This window comes from Bacillus sp. F56 (assembly GCF_001748205.1).
Lineage (GTDB): Bacteria > Bacillota > Bacilli > Bacillales > Bacillaceae > Bacillus > Bacillus stercoris.
The window spans coordinates 538,235-561,382 of sequence record NZ_BDFC01000005.1; the positions used below are offsets into that span (position 1 = coordinate 538,235).

The 23,148-nt window shown below is 45.8% G+C and carries 20 protein-coding genes and 1 pseudogene; 7 read left to right on the forward strand and 14 right to left on the reverse strand.

What is annotated here, in order from left to right; all coding sequences use genetic code 11:
• Positions 1 to 14: 14 nt before the first annotated feature.
• The 4 genes from lcfB to BFW96_RS07440 form a co-directional block, all read right to left on the reverse strand.
• A complete protein-coding gene (lcfB, locus tag BFW96_RS07425) occupies positions 15 to 1,556 on the reverse strand; it encodes a long-chain-fatty-acid--CoA ligase LcfB (RefSeq protein WP_069839079.1) in 1,542 nt (513 codons plus the stop codon).
• A gap of 117 nt (positions 1,557 to 1,673) precedes the next feature.
• Positions 1,674 to 2,318, reverse strand: a complete 645-nt coding sequence (locus tag BFW96_RS07430) for an SDR family oxidoreductase (protein ID WP_069839080.1) — start codon at positions 2,316 to 2,318, stop codon at positions 1,674 to 1,676.
• Positions 2,319 to 2,382: 64 nt separating this feature from the next.
• Positions 2,383 to 3,378 carry a lipoate--protein ligase gene (gene lplA / locus BFW96_RS07435; RefSeq protein WP_069839081.1) on the reverse strand — a complete coding sequence of 332 codons (996 nt, stop codon included), beginning with the start codon at positions 3,376 to 3,378 and terminating at the stop codon, positions 2,383 to 2,385.
• Between the two features lie 12 nt (positions 3,379 to 3,390).
• Complete coding sequence (locus BFW96_RS07440) at positions 3,391 to 4,125, reverse strand: MBL fold metallo-hydrolase (protein ID WP_003233185.1); 735 nt, start codon at positions 4,123 to 4,125, stop codon at positions 3,391 to 3,393.
• A 157-nt stretch (positions 4,126 to 4,282) separates the two neighbouring features.
• Here BFW96_RS07440 and yhfH point away from each other — a divergent pair, with 157 nt between their 5' ends.
• Together yhfH and gltT are read left to right on the forward strand one after the other, a co-directional pair.
• Positions 4,283 to 4,420, forward strand: a complete 138-nt coding sequence (gene yhfH, locus BFW96_RS07445) for a protein YhfH (RefSeq protein ID WP_052438181.1) — start codon at positions 4,283 to 4,285, stop codon at positions 4,418 to 4,420.
• Between the two features lie 267 nt (positions 4,421 to 4,687).
• Positions 4,688 to 5,977: a glutamate/proton symporter GltT gene (gltT, locus tag BFW96_RS07450; RefSeq protein WP_014663422.1), complete on the forward strand. Its 1,290-nt coding sequence runs from the start codon at positions 4,688 to 4,690 to the stop codon at positions 5,975 to 5,977.
• A gap of 37 nt (positions 5,978 to 6,014) precedes the next feature.
• Here gltT and BFW96_RS07455 read toward each other — a convergent pair whose 3' ends face one another.
• From BFW96_RS07455 to BFW96_RS07470, 3 genes are all read right to left on the reverse strand, one after another.
• A complete protein-coding gene (locus BFW96_RS07455; protein ID WP_040083546.1) occupies positions 6,015 to 6,422 on the reverse strand; it encodes an ASCH domain-containing protein in 408 nt (135 codons plus the stop codon).
• 14 nt (positions 6,423 to 6,436) lie between these two features.
• The gene (locus BFW96_RS07460; RefSeq protein WP_069839082.1) at positions 6,437 to 7,477 is read right to left on the reverse strand and encodes a M42 family metallopeptidase; all 1,041 of its coding nucleotides are present in this window, start codon (positions 7,475 to 7,477) and stop codon (positions 6,437 to 6,439) included.
• A gap of 412 nt (positions 7,478 to 7,889) precedes the next feature.
• Positions 7,890 to 8,666 (reverse strand): YhfC family intramembrane metalloprotease, encoded by a 777-nt coding sequence (locus BFW96_RS07470; RefSeq protein WP_069839083.1) that lies wholly within the window; start codon positions 8,664 to 8,666, stop codon positions 7,890 to 7,892.
• Positions 8,667 to 8,794: 128 nt separating this feature from the next.
• Here BFW96_RS07470 and fabHB point away from each other — a divergent pair, with 128 nt between their 5' ends.
• Positions 8,795 to 9,772 carry a beta-ketoacyl-ACP synthase III FabHB gene (fabHB, locus tag BFW96_RS07475; RefSeq protein WP_069839084.1) on the forward strand — a complete coding sequence of 326 codons (978 nt, stop codon included), beginning with the start codon at positions 8,795 to 8,797 and terminating at the stop codon, positions 9,770 to 9,772.
• A gap of 41 nt (positions 9,773 to 9,813) precedes the next feature.
• Here fabHB and BFW96_RS07480 read toward each other — a convergent pair whose 3' ends face one another.
• From BFW96_RS07480 to BFW96_RS07505, 6 genes are all read right to left on the reverse strand, one after another.
• A complete protein-coding gene (locus tag BFW96_RS07480; RefSeq protein WP_069839085.1) occupies positions 9,814 to 12,141 on the reverse strand; it encodes a YhgE/Pip domain-containing protein in 2,328 nt (775 codons plus the stop codon).
• A gap of 70 nt (positions 12,142 to 12,211) precedes the next feature.
• Complete coding sequence (locus BFW96_RS07485) at positions 12,212 to 12,787, reverse strand: TetR/AcrR family transcriptional regulator (protein ID WP_021479630.1); 576 nt, start codon at positions 12,785 to 12,787, stop codon at positions 12,212 to 12,214.
• A gap of 149 nt (positions 12,788 to 12,936) precedes the next feature.
• A complete protein-coding gene (gene hemY / locus BFW96_RS07490) occupies positions 12,937 to 14,349 on the reverse strand; it encodes a protoporphyrinogen oxidase (protein ID WP_069839086.1) in 1,413 nt (470 codons plus the stop codon).
• Positions 14,350 to 14,363: 14 nt separating this feature from the next.
• Complete coding sequence (gene hemH / locus BFW96_RS07495; RefSeq protein WP_014479346.1) at positions 14,364 to 15,296, reverse strand: ferrochelatase; 933 nt, start codon at positions 15,294 to 15,296, stop codon at positions 14,364 to 14,366.
• Positions 15,297 to 15,367: 71 nt separating this feature from the next.
• A complete protein-coding gene (gene hemE / locus BFW96_RS07500; RefSeq protein WP_014663412.1) occupies positions 15,368 to 16,429 on the reverse strand; it encodes a uroporphyrinogen decarboxylase in 1,062 nt (353 codons plus the stop codon).
• A 121-nt stretch (positions 16,430 to 16,550) separates the two neighbouring features.
• Entirely contained in the window at positions 16,551 to 18,695 is a 2,145-nt protein-coding gene (locus BFW96_RS07505) for a transglycosylase domain-containing protein (protein WP_069839087.1), read from the reverse strand.
• A gap of 121 nt (positions 18,696 to 18,816) precedes the next feature.
• On the opposite strand from BFW96_RS07505, the gene hmoB reads away from it, so the two are divergent.
• The 4 genes and pseudogenes from hmoB to sndC all read left to right on the forward strand — a co-directional run bounded on the left by hmoB (position 18,817) and on the right by sndC (position 22,401).
• Complete coding sequence (gene hmoB, locus BFW96_RS07510) at positions 18,817 to 19,317, forward strand: heme-degrading oxygenase HmoB (RefSeq protein WP_014663410.1); 501 nt, start codon at positions 18,817 to 18,819, stop codon at positions 19,315 to 19,317.
• Between the two features lie 43 nt (positions 19,318 to 19,360).
• Positions 19,361 to 19,678 (forward strand): annotated as a pseudogene (locus tag BFW96_RS07515) (hypothetical protein).
• A gap of 68 nt (positions 19,679 to 19,746) precedes the next feature.
• The gene (locus BFW96_RS07520; protein WP_083252823.1) at positions 19,747 to 21,138 is read left to right on the forward strand and encodes a hypothetical protein; all 1,392 of its coding nucleotides are present in this window, start codon (positions 19,747 to 19,749) and stop codon (positions 21,136 to 21,138) included.
• A 72-nt stretch (positions 21,139 to 21,210) separates the two neighbouring features.
• Positions 21,211 to 22,401, forward strand: coding sequence for an N-acetyl amino acid acetylase SndC (gene sndC / locus BFW96_RS07525; RefSeq protein WP_069839090.1), 1,191 nt, complete (start codon positions 21,211 to 21,213; stop codon positions 22,399 to 22,401).
• A gap of 18 nt (positions 22,402 to 22,419) precedes the next feature.
• Here the strand turns inward: sndC and BFW96_RS07530 are convergent, their stop codons facing one another.
• Positions 22,420 to 23,127, reverse strand: a complete 708-nt coding sequence (locus BFW96_RS07530; protein ID WP_069839091.1) for an EcsC family protein — start codon at positions 23,125 to 23,127, stop codon at positions 22,420 to 22,422.
• Positions 23,128 to 23,148 lie beyond the last annotated feature (21 nt).

Here is a 23,148-nt window from a genome sequence, read left to right on the forward strand (position 1 = left end):
TTCGCTTTTTCATTTTATTGAGGCAAAATATCTCTTAGCGCCCGTCTGAGCATTTTCCCCGTCGCATTTTTCGGAATGTCGTCAAGAAACGTAATGGCGGCAGGCCGCTTGTATTTCGCCAGATGCTTTTCACAGTGCTGCATGATGTCCTCTTCTGTTATGCCAGAACGTTTCGGTACCACATATCCCTTTACCGCTTCCCCGCTTTGGGCGTCCGGCACGCCGAGGACAACGGCCTCCTTGACGTCCGGGTGTCTGTACAGCACCTCCTCCACTTCCCGCGGATACACATTGTATCCTCCTACAATGATCATGTCTTTTTTCCGGTCAACAATGTAAAAATAGCCGTCCTCATCCCGTCTTGCCAAGTCCCCTGTATAAAGCCAACCATCTTTTAACGCATGCTCTGTTTCCATCGGCATTTTATAGTAGCCCTTCATCACATTGGGTCCTTTTACGATCAATTCGCCGACCTGGTGAGCGGGCAGCTCGCGTCCGAGCGGATCGACGACCTTGTTTTCGACATGTAAGATACTTGTCCCGATGGAGCCCGGCTTTCTGCCCCTGTCAAACGGGTTAAAGCAAGTGACAGGTGATGCTTCCGAGAGCCCGTAGCCTTCCAAAATGGTAACGCCGAATTTTTCTTCAAACGCCGTCAGCAATGCGACTGGCATGGCTGCTCCCCCCGAAATGCAAAGTCGGATGGAAGAAAAATCATCTTTCATCCCATTCTCATGCTGAAACAAGTAATTATACATCGTAGGAACACCGGCAAAAATGGTCGCCTGCTGCTGCTTAACAAGTTTAAAAACAGATGCCGGACTGAATTGAGGCTCAATCAAGACAGTTGCGCCGCTCATCAGCGGTGCATTCATGCAGACAGTTAAACAAAACACGTGAAACATGGGAAGAGCACAGACCACATTGTCCTTCTCATCCATTCCCAAATAGCCTGCGACATCGTTGGCATTCCTGTACAAATTCTGATGAGTCAGCATTGCGCCTTTCGGTTTTCCAGTCGTTCCTGACGTATATAAAATAACCGCGGTATCATCAGGGACAAGCTCTTGGTTTTGTTTAGCGGCAGATGTCGGCCGCACTATTTTTGCAAACGTTGTCATTTTCATCCTGACCTCTGGGTCCGCGGCTTCCGGCTCAGCCTCTCCCGTCTGGCATAAAATGACGAGCTCAACCTTTGGCAGCGATTCATGCATGCTCTCATAAAGCGGCAAAAGCTGGCTAACGCCCACGATCGCCTTTACATCGCCATTTGTCAGCATATAACCAATTTCTGTCGGCGTGTACAACGGATTGATGGGAACAACCACGATCCCGGCTTTTAAAGCACCAAAAAACGCGATGATAAAATCAGGCGAGTTGCCAAGCAGCAAAGCTAGATGGTCCCCTTTCTCCATACCGGCTTCCTGAAGGCCGTCCGCAAATCGCTGAATTTGTTCATTCAGCTCTTGATACGTCATCATGTGATCCTTAAACCTGCATGCGATGCTGTCGGGCTTCTCAGATGCTGTTTCTTCCAATTTTGAAACAAGATTCATTCTCCCACCCCTTAAAGTGAATGAATAGTCATTCATTATTGAAGCCAAGCTTTCTCCTCCATTATAGAGAAACAGAAAAAAACACTCAAGAGCAAAAAGCCCCGAGTGTCAGTTCAGTCATAGTTTCTTCAATGCTTCAGCAATCGGCGTATCTCCTTCTGTCAGATCAAAGGCCCGATTTTCCGTATTGTTTTCATCTAAAGAGGCAATGACCGTTTTTGCAACGTCATCACGGGAAATATACCCCCGCTCCAGATCCTTCGCAGCTGAAACAGTTCCCGTTCCAGGCTCGTTGCGAAGGCCTCCCGGACGGATAATCGTATAGGTTAAACCGCTTGCTTCCAAAATTTTATCGGCATAATGCTTGGCCACATAATAAGGTTTGAGTGCCTCATTCCAATTTTCACGGTTATGGGCTTGAAGGGCGCTGACCATAATAAACCGTTTGATTCCGGCAATGTCCGCCGCTTCAATGGCTTTTGCCGCTCCATCAAGATCCACCAGCAGCGTTTTATCATAGCCTGTGCTGCCGCCGGAACCCGCTGTGAAAATGATGGCGTCGCAGCCTTTTGCCGCGGCGGCGATTTCTTCGGAGCTGCCCTCCAGATTCGCAAGCACAGCTTCTGCACCGGCAGCTTCGAGAGACGCTTTCTGTTCTTCTTTTCTGACCATCGCTCTAATGGAATGATCAGGATGATCCCGGAATAAAGAGACGAGTCTTTGCCCGATTTGTCCGTTCGCTCCGATTAAAAACACTTTCATGTGAATCCCTCCTGCCTCCATTATTTCAAACACACAGCCGCTCTTTCAAACGAAGTGCTTTGCCTTAATAAATCAGATCAAGGAAATCCTCTTTCGTAATGTTCCCAAAGTAATGCTTGAGATTCACATCTTCGAGCACATCAGCGATGACGCTGCGTTCGTATTGTTTTCCGACCAGCAGGTTTTCAATTTCAGATACATCACCGACACCGAAGAAATCTCCGAAGATTTTGCAGTCCTCGATTTTGCCTTTCTTGACCTCTAGGCGCAAATCGATCGATCCAACCGGATAACGTTTCGAATGATTAAGGTTAAATTTCGGTGAGCGACCGTAGTTCCAATCCCAATTCTGATAGCGCTCTTTCGAAATTTGATGAATGGTCTCCCAATCTTTTTCCGTTAGCTTATACTCCGGCACGTTTCCAATGTCGTTCGTGTTAAAAATATGGCGAAGCAAATGGCTGCGGAATTCTTCGGTGGTCATTTTATCATCGAGAAACTCACTGATGTTTGCCACTCGGCTTCTGATCGATTTGATGCCTTTTGATTCAATTTTATCCTTTTTCACCTTTAATGCTGATACAACATGATCAATGGCTGAATCAAACATGAGGGTGCCGTGGCTGAAAATACGGCCTTTCGTTGCAAACTGGGCGTTTCCGGATATTTTCCGGGCATCCACTACAATGTCGTTCCGGCCGCTTAATTCCGCTTCAACCCCGAGTTGATGTAACGCCTGAATCACCGGCTCAGTGAACTTTTTAAAGTTATGAAAGCTGTCCCCGTCATCCTTGGTGATAAAGCTGAAGTTCAAGTTCCCCAGATCATGGTACACAGCGCCCCCGCCTGATAAACGGCGGACGACGATAATCCCGTTTTCCTCTACATATTTTGTATTGATTTCTTCTATTGTATTTTGGTTTTTCCCAATGATAATAGACGGTTGATTCACATAAAAGAGCAAATACTGCTGCTCAGGGTCTAAATGCTTGACACAGTACTCCTCGATAGCAAGATTGATCCGCGGATCATTGATATTTTGATTGTCTATAAATAACATGGTGCTCCTCCTTTATCCTTCCCACACAAAACCTGATTTCGCAATATTCACTTCACCGTTAAAAACGGTTTTCGCTTCTTTGCGAAGATTGTCATGCACGCCAAAATGCGGCAAATGTGTAAGCAGCAGCTCTCCAGCCCCGGCTTCTTTTGCAATGCGCCCGGCTTCCAGGCTGTTCATATGGCCTGCGCTTGTCCCGTCTTGATCCGCATAAAAATTACATTCTGAGATCAGCAAATCAGCATCTTTCGAAAACGGAATAAATGAATCTTGATAGCTGGAATCAGCAGTATAAACGACAGTGTGGCTGCCGTCAGTAATCCGCATGGCATAACACGTCACCGGGTGAATCGTTTTTAAAAATGTGATCGTAAACGGACCGGCAGTCAGCGGCTGATCCGGCTGATAGGCAATGCCTTTCGTATGTGTTTTATATGTAAGCTTTTGAAACTGTTCTATATCAGCATCATGTCCGTAAATCGGAAGCGTATGCTCTCCTTTGCCGAGAAACGAACCGACTTGCTTGGCAAATTGCAGCGGCCCGATATCAGCAATATGGTCATGGTGATAATGAGACAGAACGACCGCATCCAGCTTTTCCGCCGGCACATAGCCGAACAGCTTAGACAATACGGCACTGCCGCAATCGACAAGCAGAGAGTAATCACCTGACTGAAATAAATAGCCTGACGTCGCTTCATTTGCGGCCGGGAAACCGCCATAGCATCCGATAACTGTAACTTTCATAATGTCCTCCTATCTTTTCAAGAAAATTGTTCCTCCTTCAATATACCCATTTTTCTTGAAAAAAGCATGTTTTAAATATTGTATCAAAACAGTTATTGATTTTTACAATCTGTTATATTACAATGAAGTCACTACAAAGGGGAAAGAGGGATTGGTTATGCTGGGAAAAATCACAGAATTTTTTAGAAACCTGCCTTCGAAAAAGTGCGCGGAATGCGGAAAAAAGATAGAAGAGCAGCATGAGTGCTATGGTAATATCTGCAATAACTGCATAAAAGTAAATGATTTGTCATAAGCAAAAATCCCACGCCCTGCGCGTGGGATTTTCTTATTTATTCACACATATCTTAATTTTGAAATAATAGTCAGGTTAGGTCAAAGCTCACCCGATTTTAGATAATTCTGGTGATTATCGCGTCATCACTGAATATTCTTTATTTTCGAAATATAATTTACTGTAGACGAATTCATTTCTTATCTATTATAATTTGATCTAATAGTGAGATTAAATATATGTCTATTCATGATATATGTTGATACTTTGTTTTTTGGGAGGTAATCTATGAAAAGAATTAAGTTTGGATTAGCCACACAAATATTCGTTGGACTTATTCTAGGTGTTATTGTTGGCGTCATTTGGTATGGCAACCCAGCATTGCCTACTTACCTGCAGCCAATTGGGGATCTCTTTTTACGCTTAATCAAAATGATAGTGATTCCTATTGTTGTCTCCAGCTTAATCATCGGTGTAGCCGGTGCAGGAAATGGAAAGCAAGTCGGTAAACTAGGCTTCAGAACGATTCTGTACTTCGAGATCATCACGACTTTTGCCATTATTCTCGGACTAGCCCTTGCAAACATCTTCCATCCGGGTACAGGAGTTAATATACACGAAGCTCAAAAATCGGACATCAGTCAATATGTTGAAACCGAAAAAGAACAAAGTAATAAATCAGTGGCGGAAACATTCCTCCATATTGTGCCGACAAACTTCTTCCAGTCGTTGGTCGAAGGGGATCTTCTAGCCATCATCTGCTTTACAGTACTATTTGCATTGGGTATTTCCGCGATCGGCGAACGCGGCAAGCCTGTATTAGCCTTTTTTGAAGGTGTATCCCATGCCATGTTCCACGTTGTAAACCTTGTGATGAAAGTGGCGCCATTCGGCGTTTTCGCGCTAATCGGAGTGACTGTGTCTAAATTCGGGCTCGGTTCTCTTATCTCTCTCGGAAAGCTCGTCGGATTGGTGTATGTCGCACTTGCTTTCTTCTTAATTGTCGTATTTGGAATTGTCGCAAAAATGGCCGGCATCAGCATCTTCAAATTCCTTGCTTACATGAAGGATGAGATCTTACTGGCGTTCAGTACATCAAGCTCTGAAACTGTTCTTCCGCGCATCATGGAAAAAATGGAGAAAATCGGATGCCCGAAAGGCATTGTTTCATTTGTGATTCCGATCGGATATACGTTTAACTTAGACGGTTCCGTTCTCTACCAATCCATTGCCGCGCTGTTTTTGGCACAGGTATACGGAATTGATTTGACAATTTGGCACCAAATTACGCTTGTGCTTGTCTTAATGGTGACATCTAAAGGGATGGCTGCCGTGCCTGGCACTTCTTTTGTTGTCTTGCTTGCGACGCTTGGCACGATCGGCGTTCCGGCTGAGGGACTTGCCTTTATTGCCGGCGTAGACCGTATCATGGATATGGCACGTACAGTTGTCAACCTGACTGGTAACGCGCTTGCTGCTGTTGTGATGTCTAAATGGGAAGGCATGTTTAACCCTGCGAAAGCAGAAGCTGTTATGTCCCAATCGAAAACAGAGCAAAACGCAACCATTTCCGGTTAATGAAAAGCCTGCGGGATTCTTATCCCCGCAGGCTTTTTTAGTCTTGAACAAGCTCAAACAGCTCTGTAATCAAAACCGTATCTTCATTCAGCTCCAGGTCACCGTTTTTAATCAGCTCCGCCCAAGCCATCCGATGATCCTTTTGAAATTCGTCAATTCGGTCTCCATTGCCCTCTCCTTTGACTAACCTCATATCAGGCGCACCAAAGGTGGTTTCAAAGACGTCTGTCACTTTTATATTGCATCTTGGATTGTCATGTTTATCATAAACGGTAACAAGCTGACCAGCTGTTTGATAAACGTCCCTCAATTCATCTTTTGAATATAATGATCTCGGCGCGCACGTGGCTGTTTTTTCTCCGGCAATGATCTGCTGAATCAGCTGTTCTCCCAGCCCGTCATCACCTTCCCAGCCGAATATGCTTTTCAGCTTATAAATCTTCATTCGCCCTTCCCCCCTTATACCATTTGTGACTGTACATAGTAATACAGAAGCTTAGCGGTATGGCGAAGAGATGATTTATGGGTGCGTTCAAATGCATGGGAAGCGTCAATTCCCGGCCCGATGAGGCCATGCACAATATCATGCCCGGATTTGATTGCTGCTGACGCATCAGACCCGTAGTACGGATAGATATCAAGCTTATAGTCAATATGATGCTTTTCGGCTAATTGAACTAAATGTTTTCTGAGCTGGTAATGATACGGCCCGCTCGCATCCTTCACACAGATTGATACTGAATATTCATCTGTGGCCTGCCCGTCTCCGATAGCTCCCATATCAACCGCCAAATATTCGACCGTTTCAGGAGGAATATTCGAATTTCCGCCGTATCCGATTTCTTCATTATTGGAAATAAGAAAATGGGTTGTATACGGCAGCTCAATGTCTTCTGTTTGAATTTGATGAATTAAGCGGAGCAATAAGGCGACGCTTGCTTTGTCATCCAAATGGCGCGATTTAATAAATCCGCTTGATGTGATTTCGACACGGGGATCAAACGACACAAAATCTCCGACACCAATGCCAAGCTCCTCCGTATCTTTTCGGCAGTAAACAGGTTCATCTAGGCGGATCTCCATATTCTCTTGATTCCGCTCGGCCTTTCCCGCGTCTTTGTATACGTGCACAGACGTTTGATGCATTAAAATGGTGCCTGTGTACGTTTTTCCTGAGGCGGTTTCAATTTGGCAATACTCCCCCTCAATCGAGTTGTAGCGGAACCCGCCGATTAAGTCGATTTTCAGCCGGCCGTCCGCTTTAATTTCCTTCACCATAGCGCCGAGGGTGTCAACGTGCGCCGTCAGCATGCGATGCCGGGATGTGTCGCGTCCTGGAAGCGTTGCAAGTAAGCCTCCCTTGTGGTTCCGAACCGTTTCTACCTTCCATTCTTTTAAAAGGCTTTCAATATAATTGATTACCTCATATGTATTTCCTGTCGGGCTTGGGATCGATACCAGTTCTTTAATGAGCTCCATCGTTTTACGTACGGACGTCATAGGGCATTCCTCCTTTTATTTTCTACTTAAAATATACTCTTTTCCCGAGGGACCCGTCCAATCTTTTCCTATCAATCTCTCATATGCTGTAGAGAGCATGGGAAGAGGAGGGATTTCTATGTGCTGTCGTCATTCACATGAACAGAAATGTCGTTGTCACGATTGGTTCGATGATTTTTGGTTCTTTGACGAGTGGTTCGATAAAGATTTCCACGGCCATTGCAAGAAAAAGAAAGAATGCCATGACCCTTGCGAGAAGAAGAAAAAGAAACACCATTGTTTCTCTTGTAAAAAACACAGACATTCTTGCTGTCATTGCTAAAGACTGAATCAGAAATATTCTGATGACCCATGCTTAATGAATATTTCCATTCACATTTTTCCAAGCTGGCTTTGCTGCTGCTTGGACCTTTTATTGAAACAGCCTTTTTGCTTTTACAATCCAATACACTGATAAAGCAGCTATAAAAGCAACAATGATTTCAACAGCAGCGGCATGCTCTACGATTCCTCTTTGATATAAAACCGCCGGGACATTAAACAGTGCATGTAAAAGAATAGAATACAGCAAAAACAGCGGCCGGCGGCTTTTAACCGCGTACAGGACTAGCAGCGACAGCCCGATTTGGACAGCAATGGCGCTGATTCTTTCTATTCCGCCCAGCAGCCATTCATACGAAGGGGTATGCAGCAGCTGCTCCTGTATCGGCAAAAGCGCCTGTTTGATGTCGCCATTGACCAAAAACTGTTCAAACGTCCCGCTATTGATAGCAAATGCGTATACAATAAGTGAGATAGAGGACAAGCCTGTAATCAGGATGGCTTCAAGCCCGCCATGGCCTGCCCCGAAAGCCAGGCCATCCGCCCAAGTATGATGGCGCTTCATAAAAAATCGCATCATCAAATACCTTCCGCACTCCTCAAAAATGCCGGCCATCAAGCAGCCGTAAATGCCATACCACAATGGATGTTGCATCGCTTCTTTTGTCACTTCATTCACTTGCAGTACATACAGATGAACGCCGCCTTCCAGCAGCTGAGCGAAAACAAAAAACGTAAGAGCGCCAATAAAGAACACTTTAAGCGAGGCGCCATATTTCCGCTTAAACCACACAATCAGCCCGATCGGCAACAGAAACGCAATAGCCCCGGATAACGCCAAAAAGACTACTGCTTCTTGACTGACCATTTTTCAGCCTCCTTTTTCTATTTCATAGCTTCCCTATCCTACACTTCTCTTTTTTTATCAAAAAACCTTCTTTTTAGTACCAGATACTAATATCTAGTGTTATAATCTGATCATAAGGAGTGATTCATATGTCAAAAGCAAAAATTACAGCTATCGGCACATATGCGCCGAGCAGACGCTTAACCAATGCTGATTTAGAAAAGATCGTTGATACATCTGATGAATGGATCGTTCAGCGTACAGGCATGAGAGAACGCCGGATTGCGGATGAACAGCAGTTCACCTCTGATTTATGCATCGAAGCAGTAAAGGACCTCAAGAGCCGCTATAAAGGCACACTTGATGATGTCGATATGATCCTCGTTGCCACAACAACATCCGATTACGCTTTTCCGAGTACGGCATGCCGCGTACAGGAATATTTCGGCTGGGAAAACACCGGCGCGCTGGATATTAATGCGACGTGCGCCGGACTGACATACGGTCTTCATTTAGTAAATGGATTGATCACATCCGGCCTTCATCAAAAAATTCTCGTCATCGCCGGGGAGACATTGTCAAAGGTAACGGATTATACCGATCGAACGACATGCGTTCTGTTCGGCGACGCCGCGGGTGCGCTGTTAGTGGAGCGAGAGGAAGAGGCGCCAGGATTTCTTTCCTCTGTCCAAGGAACAAGCGGGAACGGAGGCGATATTTTGTATCGTGCCGGACTGCGAAATGAAATAAACGGTGTGGAGCTTGCTGGCTCCGGGAAAATGGTCCAAAACGGCCGCGAGGTATATAAATGGGCCGTAAGAACGATCCCTGGCGAATTTGAACGGCTTTTACATAAAGCAGGACTCAGCTCTGATGGTCTCGATTGGTTTGTTCCTCACAGCGCCAACTTGCGCATGATCGAGTCAATTTGTGAAAAAACACCGTTCCCGATTGAAAAAACGCTCACTAGTGTTGAATACTATGGAAACACGTCTTCGGTCTCCATTGTTTTGGCGCTTGATCTCGCAGTGAAAGCAGGGAAGCTGAAAAAAGATCAAACCGTGATGCTTTTCGGATTTGGCGGCGGATTAACCTATACAGGATTGCTTATTAGATGGGGAATGTAACAAAAAAAGAACTTGTTTCCAAGGAAACAAGTTCTTTTTCTTTATGAAGCCGGCTGTTCTTCCGATGTTTTTTCCTTCCGGCTTAACACTGTAAAGTAGGTAATGCTTAAGATAATCATGACAAGGGCGATGCCGATTAAGACGCCGGCCATCTGCCACATGTAGCCAAAGTCCCCGTTTGAAATGACCGCTCTGAATCCGTTAATGCTGTAGGTCATCGGCAATGCGCCGTGAATGACCTGATAGAAATTCGGAAGCAATTCAAGCGGGAAGGTCCCTCCGCTTGCTCCCAGCTGCAGCACTAAAATAATGACTGCGATAAAACGTCCAGGGTTGCCCATTGTGGTAGCCAAAAATTGAATCATCGCTAGGAAAGCGAGACTCGTAATAATCGTAAACACGTAAAATCTCCATGTGCTCTCTACCTCGAGCCCAATTCCCAATAGAAGAACTGTCGCCACAATCAGCGATTGAATGATTCCAACAAGCATCATGACATTGAATTTGCTGAAGAACCACTCAAAACCGTTTCTCGGACGTCCTGACGCCTCCTTCAGCGGGAAGACAACCGTCAGCATGATGCCGCCGACATATAAGCCCATTGACAGGATATAAGGTGTCAGCCCTGTTCCATAGTTAGGAACGGAATGAATGGCATCATCTTTGGTTTTAACCGGATCCGCAAACATGCCGTATGTTTGATCATCAGCATCGATATCTCCTGTTTGATCTGCCGCATCCTTCAGCTTATTAGACAGCTCCCCTGTGCCGTCCAATAGCTTGCCTAAGCCTGTATCAAGCGACGCAGACCCGTCTGCCAGTTTTGATGATCCGCTTTGGACCTGTTTAGACCCGTCTAACAGCTTAAACAATCCGCCGGATACTTGGCTGCTTCCTGTCACCAATTGCTCTGAGCCCGCTTTTGCTTTTGCGAACTGCTTATTATATTCACCGATACCCGCTGTCAGTTTAGTTTGGCCATCTGTCACCTGCTGTGACGCATTGTATATTTTCTCAGATCCAGCAGATAATTGGTCAATCGCGTCTTGAGTGGCTTTTGCGCCGTTATAAAGCTTAGAGGTAGCTTCCGGCAATGCCTTCACCTGGGCAACCTCCGCTTTCACATCTTCCAATGAGCTTTTTATCGTTGCGATGTCAGGCAGCTGATCAGCTGTAGGAAGTCCACTTAAAATTTCATCAAAATCAGGCGCATCAACTTGCGGAAGCTGCTTTTCAACAGAATTGATCAGCTGGCTTTTTTGCTCCGCTGTTAAGAAATCACTCGAGTTGATGAGATTTTTGAATGCCTGATCACGGTTTTTCAAGCTGTTTTCAAAGTCAGACAGCTGTTTTTTAAATTCCTTCATCGCAGTTTCTGACTTTTCCAGATTGTTCACAGCTGTTTCAAGCTGTGTTAAATCGAGCGCATTTATGAGTTTTTCCGCTTTTGCTGCTTTCTCCGACTCTTCTTGTGCTTTACTGTTGAGCTGATTCAGCCCGTTTGTAAGATCAGGTAAGCCCTGCTGCACCTTTTGAAGGCCGGCATTCAGTTCATTTAGTTTGCCCGTCAGCTTGCCTGATCCTGCTGCAAGCTGACCAGATTTATCATAAATCTGGTTGCTGCTGTCCTGGAATTTACCGAGCGAGCTGTCAAGTGATTGGATGCCGCTCGTCACCTGAGCCGCTCCATCTGCAAGCTGCGCTGTTTTGTCACTGATGGTAGCGGTGCTTTCCTTCAGCTTCGCCAGATTTTCTTTCAGCTGGGCGCTTCCGTTTTTCGCATCCTTTGTGCCGTCATCAATTTTTTTCGCGCCGCTGCTCGCGTCGCTCAACCCTTTTGCGATATCTTTAAAGTTATCAAAAATAACTTTCGTATATTGCTCGGTCACTTCTTTAGACACAGAGGCTTTCAGTTTATCAATCGCTTTTTCGCCGATCGTTGCCCCTACATAGTTGGAACCGGCATTTGTATGGTATTTCAGATCCAATTTTTTCGGATTTTTGTCCAACACAGTGCTGGCATTCTTAGAAAAATCCTCAGGAATCTCGACAACTAAATAATATTTTTGATTTAATAAGTCCTTTAACGATTGGTCTAGATCATTGGAAAAATGCCAATCAAAGTTTTTATTATCCTTTAATTCTTTGACCAGATCATCACCAATTTGAAGTTTTTCTCCTTCATATGTTGCGCCCTCATCTTGGTTGACGACTACGACAGGCAGCTGGTCAACTGTGCCGTACGGGTCCCAATAAGCCTTTAAGAATACGCCGCTGTAAATAAGCGGAACAAACAAAATGGCGATAATGGGAATCAATAGTTTTTTACTTGTTACGATGTCTTTCCACTGACTTCGTATTGTGTTCATCCTGATGCCTCCATTCTAAAACTGACTCATCATGAAAAATGGTCATTTTCTTGCAAAGAGAAAGGATTATCTAGTTGGCTGACAATCCATTGACAACATACAATTCAAGCAGTTCCGCAATTGTCTCTTTATCAAGCGGGGGATGTTGTTTTTCCCAGTCAAAAATGAGCGCGATATAAAGCTTCAGCATCACAAAGGCCGTCAGTTCAGGATCGCAAGGCTTGATTGCGCCGCTTTTAATCCCGTCTTCAATCTTACTTTTGATATAAGACAGTATGGCTCGCTCCATTTTCTGGATCACTTCCTGAACTGCCATTGTACCAATCTCGGCATTCTCTTGGAAAATCTTAATCGTCAGCTGATGTGTTTTCCTGAATTCCAGAATGGCAAACAGCGCTCTGTGCACATTTTCATGGAACGGAAGGTTCGGCTCCATCGCTTCATCCGCTTTTTGCTTCATTTCCTTCAATAAAGTTGTGAAAATCTCGTCAAACAGCTCTTCTTTGTTTTTAAAAAATGTATAAATGGTTCCCTTCCCCACATTCGCAAGCTTTGCGACAAGGTCCATGGTCGTCGCCTTATACCCGAACTGCGTGAAAGACTTTGTAGCCGCCTCCAAAATGAGCTTTTTTCGATCTATTGACATCGTATATCACCCCAAAACTGACCGTTTGAACATTTTAGTCATTAAGTACATATGCAAATGTATCATAACCTGCTGCTCAATTCAATCATTTTTTTACACAATATTGCCATCCCACAGCACAAAAAAACCTCCGCTTTATGGCGGAAGTTTTAACTGAATAAATAGGTAAGCGCGTCAGACACGGCAGCTTTTCCTTGATCAATGCAGTCGGGTATTCCGACACCTTCAAAAGAAGCGCCTGTCATATAAACACCCGGATATGCGGCTTCCAGTGATTCACGCAGTTCCTTGATGCGCTGCTTATGGCCGACATGATACTGCGGCATGCTTTCATGCCATCGGGTGACACATGTCATTTCCGGTTCGCCGTTTATGTTCATGACTTTCTTTAAGTCTTCTAACACAATGTTGATAATGTCATTATCTGATAGATCGACAATCGATTCGTCTCCGGCTTTTCCGACATATGCCCGAAGCAGCGTTTTGCCTTCCGGCGCTGCGTGCGGCCATTTTTTGTTCGTCCACGTACAGGCTGTGATCGCAAAATCACTGTTTCTTGAAATGACAAAGCCCGTTCCCTCATGCTCCATTTGGACGGCGCCTTCCGGGAAGCCTAAAGCGACGTTTGCCACGGATGTGGAGTGCATATTTTTCAAATGGGAAATGGCAGGAAGCTCAGAAAGCATTCCCGCAGCCGCTTTATGCGGAGCAGTCACAATTACTGAATCAGCATCAAGTGTGACACCGTTATCCAGTTCAAGCGTGTAGCCAGAGCCGCCACGGCTGAGCTTGGTCACTTTTGTGCCTTTATACACCTTCGTCAGCTTTAATTGCTTTTCGATCTCTTCAACAAGGGTTTGCAATCCGGTTGACAGAGTCTGGAACTGTCCTTGTTTCTTTGCCGTCAGCTGCTGGCCTGAGCCTTGAGGCCTTGTTTTTTTCATGCCGAGAATCAGGCTTCTATGCTTTTGTTCCGTCTGGTAAAACTGCGGGAATGTCGACATCAGGCTGAGCTTATCAATGTCGCCTGCATAGATCCCTGATAGAAGCGGCTCGATTAAGTTCTCGACCACTTCATCTCCGACACGTCTGCGGAAGAATTCTCCCAATGACTGATCATCCCTTGTTTTGCTTGCAGGCAGGATGAAATCCATAGCAGCTCTCGCCTTACCGGACAAGGAAAACAGACCCGTAGAAACAAACGGCGCAATTTTTGTCGGTATCCCCATTACAGCGCCCTTCGGCATTGGATGCAGGGTGCGGTTTACAAGCACATAGGATTGTCCGGTCGCATTGTTGACAAGCAAATGCTCAAGGCCTAAATCTTTAACAAGCTGCGGGGCGCTTTTCTTCCGTTCCAGAAATGAGTCTGGCCCTCTTTCGATGATATATCCGTCTTTCTTGACAGTCTGGATTTTTCCGCCGACTCTCGGACTTGCCTCAACAAGTGTCAGCTCAAGCGGCAGATTCTTTTCTTTGATTTCTTTTTCCATATAGAAGGCGGCGGCTAAACCGGTAATGCCGCCGCCGATGATGACTACATGTTTTTTTCCGTCACTCATGTTCATCGCCTTCTTTAACGTCCTAATTTTTTTAATACGACTGTTGCCAAAGCATCAATAAACTCAGGCTTGGCATTCGGCATTTCCGGCCGGTAATAGCTTGCGCCGATATCGTCTGTAACCACTTTGCATTCATAATCATTATCATAAAGCACTTCTAAGTGATCCGCGACAAACCCGACAGGAACATATACAAACGCTTGATAGCCTTTTTGTTCAAATAAATCGCGAGTTAAATCCTGAACATCAGGTCCGAGCCATGGATCAGGCGTGTTCCCTTCACTTTGCCAGCCGACAGCATATTCGGAAACGCCTGCGCCTTCAGCAATCAATTTCGCCGATTCATGAAGCTGGTCCGGATAAGGGTCTCCAAATTCTTTGATTTTTTCCGGCAGACTGTGCGCGGATACGATGAGCATCGCGTTTTCTCTTTCATCCTCAGGCATTGACGCATATGTTTCCTTCACTCGGTCAACCCAATATTTAACGAACTTCGGTTCATCGTACCAGCTTTCTACTGACGTAATCGTTAAACCGCCGAGTTTTTCAGCCTCTTCTTTGGCACGCTTGTTGTAGGACTGAACGCTGAACGTGGAGAAATGCGGTGCCAGCACGATGCTGACTGCTTCTGTAATGCCGTCTTTATGCATCTCTGCTACAGCGTCTTCAATAAATGGCTCGATATGCTTCAGTCCGATATACGCTTTAAACGTGATCTCGTCCTGAATCTCATTCAAGTGCTGTTCCAGATTATGTGCCTGCTCTTCTGTGATTTTGGCAAGCGGTGAAATGCCGCCAATTGCTTCGTATCTGTCTTTCAAATCTTGAAGCATTTCAGGTTCAGGCTTTCTGCCTCTTCTGATATGTGTATAATAACGTTCGATATCTTCTTCTTTATAAGGCGTGCCGTACGCCATCACGAGAAGCCCCATTTTCTTTCTACTCACTGTTTACACCCTCTTTAATGATCTGATACAAACATTTTGACAGGATATCATCATGATACCAAAAGATATGCTTAGGAATATTGACCCATTTTCTTGTTTTGTGAATATTTATGGACAAATGCTGTCAGTTTTTTCAAAACCTCAGGACTGACGTCTGGAAATACCCCGTGTCCCAGGTTAAAAATGAAGTTGTCCGATTTCATTCCTTGATCAAGTATTTCCGCCGTTTTCTTCTCAATGACGTCCCATGGCGCAAGCAAAATGGACGGGTCCAGGTTGCCTTGCACTGTTTTGGTGATTCCTTTTGATCTGGCTTCATCAATGCTGAGTCTCCAATCCAGCCCGACAACATCGAGAGGAAGGTCATGCCAGTCACCTGCCAGATGGCTTGCACCAACGCCAAACATGATCAGCGGCACATTCTCCCCGGCAAGCTCTGAAAAGATCCGGTTCATCACAGGTTTGATGTATGTTCTGTAATCAGCCTGATTCAGCGCGCCGACCCACGAATCAAAGATTTGAATCGCTTTTGCGCCTGCTTTAATTTGCGCTTTCACATACACAATGATCATGTCGGCAAGCTTGGACATCAGCAGATTCCATGCATCCGGCATGCTGTACATGAAGGCTTTTGTTTTATTGTAATTTTTAGATGGGCCGCCCTCGATCATATAGCTGGCAAGCGTAAAAGGCGCACCTGAGAAACCGATGAGCGGGACGTTCAGCTGCTCATTGACAAGCAGTTTAATCGTCTCAAGCACGTACGGCACGTCCTGTTCCGGATCAATCTGGCCTAGTTTTTCAATATCCGCCAGAGACCGGATTGGCTGATCAATCACAGGGCCGATCCCGTTTTTGATTTCAACATCCACACCAATTGACGGAAGCGGAGTCATGATATCTTTATATAGGATTGCAGCATCGACTCCGTATTGCTCAACCGGCAGTCTTGTGACATACGCACAAAGTTCGGGCTGATGGGTGATCTCAAACAATCCGTATTTTTCCTTCAGCTTGCGATATTCCGGCTGTGAGCGCCCTGCTTGTCTCATATACCACACAGGCGTGTGATCCGCTTTTTCTCCCCGCGCAGCTTTTAAAAACGTCTCGTTAAACGTTTCTCGTTTACTCATCTGATTTCCACCTTTCATACTGCAACCATACGTTCGTATTTCTTGACTTATTACACTATACCTTGTTTTAGGCAAATGGTATAGAAATGAAGCTCAAAGTTCAAAAAATCGCCGAATTCCATTAAGAGGAAAACAATTTCGGCTGAACGTAATCGGTTCCTTCCCCTTCTCTTTTTGTCTGTGAATTATAAGGTACAATTTTATATGACGCGCCCGAAAACAAGTTGGCATAAGGGATTTCATAGCTCCCCTTCCCTTCAACCGAATCAAGAAGCGTCTCCTTTCCGTCCTTGTTTACATAAATTCTGTATACAACCCGATCATCCTCTTGGGCGTCCCACTTTAATTCAATAGTAAAGAGCCCCGCTGCTTTAAATGTGTAATCGGCTGTAAGTGTTTTGACCGGCTTCAGCTCAATCGGACTTTCCAGTTCTTTGACGTTTTTAGGCTTTGTGAACACAGCACCGGTTTCTCCTGCCTGTGTCAAAATATCCTTAAACAGCCGCGTCGGGTACGAGCTCCCGGATGTTAAATAATGATTTTGATCCGTTTTGTCATAGCCCATCCAGACTGCCCCGGTTATTTTCGGCGTATACCCTGCAAACCAGGCGTCCTTTGTCGCGCCGGAGACGCCTGTATAAGTTGTAGAACCTGTTTTTCCCGCCAGGTCGCCGTGATAGGTGCCAGACGTGGCCGTTCCTTTTTTGACTACCTGCTGCAGCATTCTTGTCATATTCCAGGACGCCTGCTTGCTGAATACCCGTTTTCCTTCTCCTTTATGATCGGCTATTGTTTCCCCGTCTTCATCTATTATGCTTGAGATAAAGAACGGTTCAGTATACGTCCCATTCGCGGCAAAAGTATGAAATGCGCCGGCAAGCTGAAGCGGTGAAACGCCTTTTTCCAAGCCGCCTAGAGCAAGAGCAAGCCCTTCATCAGGAATATCAATGCCGTTTGCTTTCAAATAAGATTTTCCTGTTTCGACGCCGATCTCATTCAGCGTCCAGACAGCCGGCGCGTTTTTGCTATACGTAATGGCATCAGACATAGTGACTTCGCCCTCATACCGGCTGTCGTAGTTTTTCGGTGTATAATCTCCGTAGGACTGCAACTCATCCTTCAATAGAGAATATGGCTTAAATTTCTTTTCCTGCATCGCCGGTCCGTATACTGCGAGCGGCTTAAATGTGGAACCCGGCTGGCGGACAGCTGTGACACGGTTATATCCTTTGGATGTGTAATCCCTTCCGCCGATGGCCGCTTCTACACCGCCTGTCTTGTTATTAATAAAGACCGCGCTGCCCTCGGCATTCTGATCTGTTCCGGGATAATAGCTTCCCTCTTTCATCACCTGATAAGCCGTCTTCTGCAGCTTCGAATCGAGCGGCACCTTGATCGTGTATCCGCCTTGAAGAAGCTGCTCTCCGGAAATCGAATACTTGTCTTCTGCCTCTTTGATCACAAGGTCAATGTAACTGTCAAACCAAGGTGTTTCCGACTGTTTCTTCACGTGCAGCCCAAGCGTCCGGCCCTGCGCGGTGACAGCCTCCTTCGCACTGATATAGCCTTGGTCATTCATCATACCTAGAATTGTATCACGCCGCTCCTTACTTTTATCAGGGTGCAAAATCGGAGAGTACGTAGAAGGCGCCTTTGGAATAGCGGCCAAAACAGCGCCTTCAGATACAGTCAAATCTTTTACTTCTTTATTAAAATAATAGTGGGACGCCGCTTGTATGCCGTAGACCCCGTGTCCGAAGTAAAGCTGGTTCAAATACATTTCAAGCAGCTTGTCCTTGCTGTAATCCCGTTCAAGATTGATCGCAATGATCACTTCTTTTGTTTTTCTTAGAAACGTTTTGTCATGTGTCAAAAAAATATTTTTGGCAAGCTGCTGGGTGATTGTGCTTCCGCCTTCCACCTTTCCGCCTGCTAATATATCGCGGTACACTGCCCTTCCGACAGATTTCGCATCAATGCCGTGATGCTCATAGAATCTTTTATCTTCAACAGCGATAAACGCTTCTCTGACTTGCTTGGGAATCTCATTGATCGAAACCGGCTCGCGATTTTCTGTATACAGGCTTGCAACCTCATCGCCGTTTTGATCAACAATTTTTGAAGAGGCATGAAGTATCAGCTTCTTTTCATCTATGACATAATGGCCGAGAAAAATAATTGAAATATATCCTATTAAAGCGAGAAAAGCAGTTAACACTAAAATAATGATAGGTATAAAAAGTTTCTTTTTCTTTATCTTAAACATGAACTCACCTCGCCTTTCTAAGGGTAGTATGGGAAAAATTGTTTGGAATTATGTTCGAAGCACTCGCCAATAGAAACTTATACCATTGTTTTGGTATACTAGCAAGCAGGAGGTGGCTGATATGAAGGTTTATATTACATATGGGACAGCCGATTTTTTAAAAAAGATCGTTGAGAAGCATCCCTCAGAGCATATCCTTTTGATGCAGGGGCAGGAAAACGCGATTTTGATTCATGAAACAAACGGAGATACCGTTTTCCAGGCACCACATGCTTATGAAGTCATTGACCAAGTCGGAGAGATCAAGCATCCCGGTTTTGCAGTATTGAACAATATTGCCGTCACTCAGGAAGGGAGACCGCTGTTTGAAAACAGATTTAAAAACAGAGCGGGAAAAGTTGAAAATGAGCCTGGCTTTGAAGCAATTCGAGTGCTCCGTCCGCTTGACAGTGACACCTATGTCATTCTGACATTGTGGGAAACGGAAAGTGCCTTTCAAGACTGGCAGCAGTCCGGTTCTTACAAGGAAGCCCACAAAAAACGTGGCACGTCTGCCGGAATTGACACGACGTCGATCTTCTCCCGGCCTTCGTATGTCACCACATATTTCGCTGTCGAATAGCTGCCGGCATGTCCGGCAGCTTATTTATTGGGAGAAAAGCAAAATGAAGCATCCTTGCCCAGTCTGCGGGTTTAAGGGATTGACGGAACCGCCATATGATCATGAAGGCCATCAATCTCATGAAATCTGCCCGTGCTGCGGTTTTCAGTTCGGATTTGACGAGTACGAGATGCAGCACGAGGATGGTTCATATTTAGAACCTGCGGAAAGCATCATCGCCTACAGAAAACAGTGGCTTGCTGAAGGGTGCGTCATTTTTTCTCCTGAATGCTTCCCAAAACATCTGCAAAAAGCGAATAGAGTATTAAGGCATCATCTGATTGAGCAGCTGAAACAGATCAATGTTCATCTTCCATCATAACCCAGCCTTCTGTCCCGGCACCTTCCGCCCGCCTATGAATAATCTGTAGGAAGCGGAAGGAGTGATCAATGATGGAAGTCGGGATTTTGCCTATCCATGTTCTGTACGTGTTGTTTATCGGGGCGATTATCCTATTTATGCTGCTGCGGAAAGATACGACCTTTATTTCCTTATTCGGCATTTTTATCATATCGCTATGGGCCAGCCATTCACTTTCAGCTTCTGTCAGCAGCTTATTCCACAGCTTTATCTATGCGGCCGGCGAACTGCTGCCCACGATTTTCATCATTTGCTTTATCGTTTCGATGAGTGATTTATTAACAAAAACAGGGATAAATGAAGCGATGATTTCTCCCTTTACAAGCCTTGTGAAAGGGCCCGTGACTGCCTACTGGCTGATTGGAGGCCTGATGTTCGCCATTTCTCTCTTCTTCTGGCCTTCTCCGGGTGTCGCTTTGATCGGCGCCGTCCTGCTCCCGGCAGCCGCACGCGCCGGTTTGACGCCTCTTGCAGCAGCCATGGCCATGAACTTATTCGGACATGGTTTTGCCCTGTCAGGAGACTTTGTCATTCAGGCGGCGCCAAAGCTGACTGCGGATGCAGCAGGCATTCCAGTGGGTGATGTCGTCTCGGCCAGCATTCCGCTTGTGCTGATTATGGGTGTGACAACAACAACCGCTGCCTTTATCATGATTCAGCGCGAGCACAGAAAACAGGAGCATCCCGCTTCTTTTTCCCCCGTTTTTTCCGGCGAACAAGACAACTCACTGTACTTGCCAAAACGCATGCGGTCCATTCTGGCTTTTTTGATTCCGCTTGTCTTTCTTGCTGATATTGCCTGCATGCTCTTGTTTAACCTGCAGGGAAATGATGCAACCGCGTTAATTGGCGGGTCTGCGATTTGTATCCTCCTAACCGTTCATTTTCTCGTGTATAAGCATAAAGAGCTTGAAAAAATCACCGGCTATTTTATTGACGGGTTTAAGTTCGGTTTTAAGGTTTTCGGCCCCGTCATCCCGATTGCCGCTTTCTTTTATCTTGGGGACTCAGGCTATGAAAGCATAATAGGCGTTTCACTCCCTAAAGGTTCCCACGGCATTGTCAACGATCTCGGCATTGCTTTATCCCATATGATGCCTATGTCAAAGGAGCTTGCCGCCGCTGCATTAACTGCCGCTGGAGCCATAACGGGCCTCGACGGCTCAGGATTTTCAGGCATTTCTCTCGCCGGCTCCATTGCAAAGCTCTTTTCATCCGCTCTCCATGCCGACCCCGCCGTCCTGACCGCACTCGGACAAATCTCCGCCATTTGGGTGGGCGGAGGCACACTTGTCCCATGGGCGTTGATTCCCGCTGCGGCCATTTGCAAAGTTGATCCATTTGAATTAGCCAGAAAAAACTTCATTCCCGTCGCGATTGGCCTTTTCGTGACAACAATCGCAGCCGTGATGATGCTTTAAAACAGCGTAAGTTGAAGTTTTCAGAATTTTCCTATACAATCATGGAAAAGCATAGAAAAGGGGGAAGCGGCTTTGTCCATATCCACACTGCAGAAAGAGATAAACAAACAGCTCGACAGCTGTTTTGAAGAAATGATTGAGATCAGGCGCCATTTCCATATGTATCCTGAGCTCTCGTTTCAAGAAGAAAAAACCGCCGCATTTATTGCTTCCTATTATGAATCGCTAGGAGTCCCAATCCGCACGAATGTCGGCGGCAGAGGGATTTTAGCATATATAGAAGGAAGCGAACCAGGTCCTACAGTCGCTTTGCGGGCTGACTTTGACGCTCTCCCCATTCAAGATGAAAAAGACGTCCCTTACGCCTCCAAAGTGCCCGGTGTCATGCACGCATGCGGCCACGACGGCCATACGGCAGCTCTTCTCGCAGTCGCCAAGGTTCTTCACCAAAACAGACATGAGCTGAAGGGAACTTTTGTGATGATCCACCAGCATGCGGAAGAATATTATCCAGGAGGCGCAAAGCCAATGATTGATGACGGCTGTCTCGAAAACGTGGATGTGATATTCGGCACTCATCTTTGGGCAACCGAACCGCTCGGAACCATTCTTTGCCGCCCCGGCGCCGTAATGGCAGCGGCGGACCGATTTACGATTAAAGTCCTTGGAAAGGGCGGCCACGGTGCTCATCCGCATGATACAAAAGACGCCGTCCTGATCGGTTCACAAATCGTTTCCTCTTTGCAGCACATTGTCAGCCGCAAGGTCAATCCCATTCAATCCGCCGTCATTTCGACAGGCTCCTTTATCGCAGACAATCCATTTAATGTCATCGCAGACCAAGCAGTACTCATCGGTACAGCACGTTCTTTTGATGAAAATGTCCAAGACGTTCTGGAAAAAGAAATTGAAGCGGTTGTAAAAGGGGTTTGCAGTATGCACAGCGCGTCCTATGAGTATAACTATGAACGGGGCTATCCGGCGGTTGTGAACCATCCTGCAGAAACGAGCCACTTGGCCAGCATCGCCAAAAACATAGAGGGTGTTCAGCAGGTCATTGCCGGTGAACCGCAAATGGGCGGCGAGGATTTTGCTTATTACTTACAAAACGTGAAAGGCACTTTTTTCTTTACAGGTGCCGCTCTTGAACAGCCAGAGCGGGTCTATTCCCATCACCATCCGAAATTTGATATTAATGAAAAAGCAATGCTGACAGCAGCCAAGGTCCTTGCAGGCGCTGCAATCACCTATCATAAGCTATAAAAAAACAGCCGGGAATGTTTATTCTCCGGCTGTTTCCTTTATTATCCTCAGATGAAAAACGTGTCTTGCCGTCTCTCCAAGCTGAGCCAGCAGTTTATAATTGGCAATCCCGCCGACTGCCGCTCCTACGCCCGGCAAAAGCTGAAAAAACTTCACGACGTCGATATAATCGCGATATTCCTGCTGGAACACTCTCCAGTCGATGCTCTTTTTCTCCGTCTCCCAATTTTCGATGACTGAAAAAAGCGATTTTCGGCCATCATCACTCGAAAACGCAAGCTGAAACACGAGCAGCAGGAACATTCTTTCTTGTGCATCCTTCACATCAAAGCCATATATTGAGGATAAAGTAAATAAACACCTCATCTTAATAGAAAGCAGCAGCGGGAAATCGGCAATGCCTAAAAATATGCCGCCTGCTCCGGTGCCGACTCCCTCAGCAGCCGCCACCTTCTGATAAGAAGCAATCGTTTTTTTCGCCAGTTCGTTCTTTTCACTTAGCGAAAGTGTGCTTGTATCCTTCTTATAGGTAATAATATTGGAGCCCGCCATCGTCGCTTCCACCATTTTTTTCACGCTCTCAGTGACGACCGTATGGATTTTTTCAGGAATCCGCTCATTCACCTTCGTTTGCACACGCTTAGAAAAGCGTTCAAACATGGAATCCTTTCGCAAAAAATGCATTTTCCATTGAAGGGCTTCCTGCATCAGCTGATTATCTGTCATTTCACTACCCCTTTTTTAAGC